Raw genomic sequence first — 2,079 nt, 5'->3', positions numbered from 1 at the left:
ACCGGCTCGCACTGGGCCAGCAAGGCCGGCGCGACGGTGGCGTGGCGGCAGGCCTCGCCGATCTGCTGCGCCAGGTCGTACATGTTCGGCGCCATTCGCATGCCGAGCAGGACCGTCGGGTTGAACTTGCGGGCCTCGGCATAGGCGACGCCCTTGTCGAGCAGTGTGGACAGATTTCGCAAGTAGGGCACGAAGAGGCCGACCGAGGCCTCGTACATTGAGATCGTCACCTCTGAATTCCTTCCAATTGCGCCTCGCCAGCGACGGGCATCTGGGCTAAATCCACACCTCAAGAGTTGCACAATGGCAGTTCGGGCATGGGTGGAAAAGAGATGATCGTTCGAAGGGCTGTTCGAATCCTGGCGGCTGTGGCCGTCGCGTTGCTGGCAAACCTTTCGGCCCATGCGCAGCAGGCGCCCTCGCGCCTCGACGAGATCGTCAAGCGCGGCACTCTGCGCGTCGGCATGACCGGCGACTACAAGCCCTTCACCTACCTGGACAAGACCACGCAGCAGTTCAGCGGCTTCGACGTCGACATGGCGGAAGCGCTCGGCAAGGCGCTGGGGGTCAAGGTCGAGTTCGTCCCCACGGCCTGGCCGAAGCTGATGAAGGATTTCGAGGCCGACCAGTTCGACATCGCCATGGGCGGCGTCTCGGTCACGCTCGACCGGCAGAAGAAGGGATTCTTCTCGACACCGATCATGCGCGAGGGCAAGACCCCGATCACGCGCTGCGCCGACGTCGGTAAATACCAGACGCTTCCGGACATCGACAAGAAGGGCACCCGCGTGATCGTCAATCCCGGCGGCACCAACGAGCGTTTCGCACGCGCCAATGTCAAGGACGCCGAGATCACCGTCTTCCCCGACAACACCGTGATCTTCGACGAGATCGCCAAGGGCAACGCCGATCTGATGATGACGGACGCCTCCGAGACGCGCTACCAGCAGAAGCAGCACGCCGGCGTGCTCTGCGCGGTGCATCCCGAAAAACCATTCGACTTCTCCGAGAAGGCCTATTGGCTCCAGCGCGACGTGGCGCTGAAGGCCTTCGTCGACCAATGGCTGCACATTTCCATGGAAGACGGCAGCTACAAGAAGATCTACGCCGCCTGGTTCGACTGACATGCGAAGGAAATTGGCGGTCGTAATTGTGCTCGGGATCAGCGGGTTCCACGGTGCGCTCGCACAGTCGAAGTTCACACCCGCGACCGGGCCGGCATGCAAGGACGAGTCGACAGACGAGCTCGGTCTGTGGACCTGCCCGGGTCCGGCCGGTTACGTGGTGCGCTTTGCCGACGAAGGCAACATCGTATCGGTCACGATTGCGCCTCGGGGCGGAATCGAGAAGGTGTCCGGGCCGACCGCGCAATGGCGCGGCGCCGGCAAGTCGTTTGGCGGAAAGGTGCAATGGATCATGCGTGCCGGCGCACCAAGGGCCGCTGTGATCCGCACCTGGCGACGGGTCGACGTCGATGAGAAGGAGCTCCAGGAGCTCTCCGTGTTCGGGATCAGCGGCGCAAATGCCTGCCTCGTTGGTTCGGTCGATGTTCATGCCGATAAGGCGAACGACGCAGCGCTTGCCCGCGCCCAACAGGCGGCCAATGCGGGTTGTCCGCGGAAGTAGACGGGGCGCACTGGATTTTCGCTGATCAGGCGCCGACCGGCGCCGCCCCGCCCAACTCCAGGCAGAGTTCGGCGTTATTGAACCAAGGTCAGCACGAGCACGACTCATACCGAGAACAGTGATCTAGATCACTTTTGAAGATCGAACCGGGGCGTAAGCGTCTGGTCCGGGGACTATCTGCTCAGGAGATGGAAATGAGGAAGCTGTTGGCCGCGGCCGCATTCCTTTTGGCGAGTACAGCTGCTCAAGCACAATACACTTTCGAATATGGCGGGCGCACCATCCGGATCGATCCGGACCGCGGCACGGTGCAGATCCCGGGCGTGTACGACAACACCGGCCAGGGCAAGGCCAAGAAGGCCAAGAAGAACGAGCAGGCGCCGCAGCAAGCCACCGTCGATCCGCAAGCGCCGGCTGCTCCGGCACCTGCGCCCGCTCCTGCCGCACCGCCCG

Annotated in this window: 3 protein-coding genes and 1 pseudogene; 3 read left to right on the top strand and 1 reads right to left on the bottom strand. The window is 63.2% G+C overall.

The window, feature by feature from the left end; genetic code table 11:
• Window positions 1-218 (bottom strand): DUF1993 family protein (locus MOV74_RS36835; RefSeq protein ID WP_249797606.1); only part of this gene is annotated, 218 nt, incomplete at its 3' end.
• 114 nt (window positions 219-332) lie between these two features.
• On the opposite strand from MOV74_RS36835, the gene MOV74_RS36830 reads away from it, so the two are divergent.
• From MOV74_RS36830 to MOV74_RS36820, 3 genes and pseudogenes are all read left to right on the top strand, one after another.
• Window positions 333-1,124: a transporter substrate-binding domain-containing protein gene (locus MOV74_RS36830; protein WP_246932270.1), complete on the top strand. Its 792-nt coding sequence runs from the start codon at window positions 333-335 to the stop codon at window positions 1,122-1,124.
• 13 nt (window positions 1,125-1,137) lie between these two features.
• Window positions 1,138-1,626, top strand: a complete 489-nt coding sequence (locus MOV74_RS36825; RefSeq protein ID WP_246932269.1) for a hypothetical protein — start codon at window positions 1,138-1,140, stop codon at window positions 1,624-1,626.
• Between the two features lie 194 nt (window positions 1,627-1,820).
• Window positions 1,821-2,079: pseudogene (locus MOV74_RS36820) on the top strand (DUF2147 domain-containing protein); the annotation flags it as partial.

The organism is Bradyrhizobium sp. SHOUNA76, assembly GCF_023006445.1.
Classification (GTDB): Bacteria; Pseudomonadota; Alphaproteobacteria; order Rhizobiales; family Xanthobacteraceae; genus Bradyrhizobium.
The sequence above is the reverse complement of the archived record's forward strand: the minus strand, read 5'-3'. Positions and strand labels throughout refer to the sequence as shown.

Excerpts from the sequence above, each read along its gene's own strand:
- MOV74_RS36830 (WP_246932270.1), top strand. The coding sequence starts at position 333 with ATGATCGTTCGAAGGGCTGTTCGAATCCTGGCGGCTGTGGCCGTCGCG.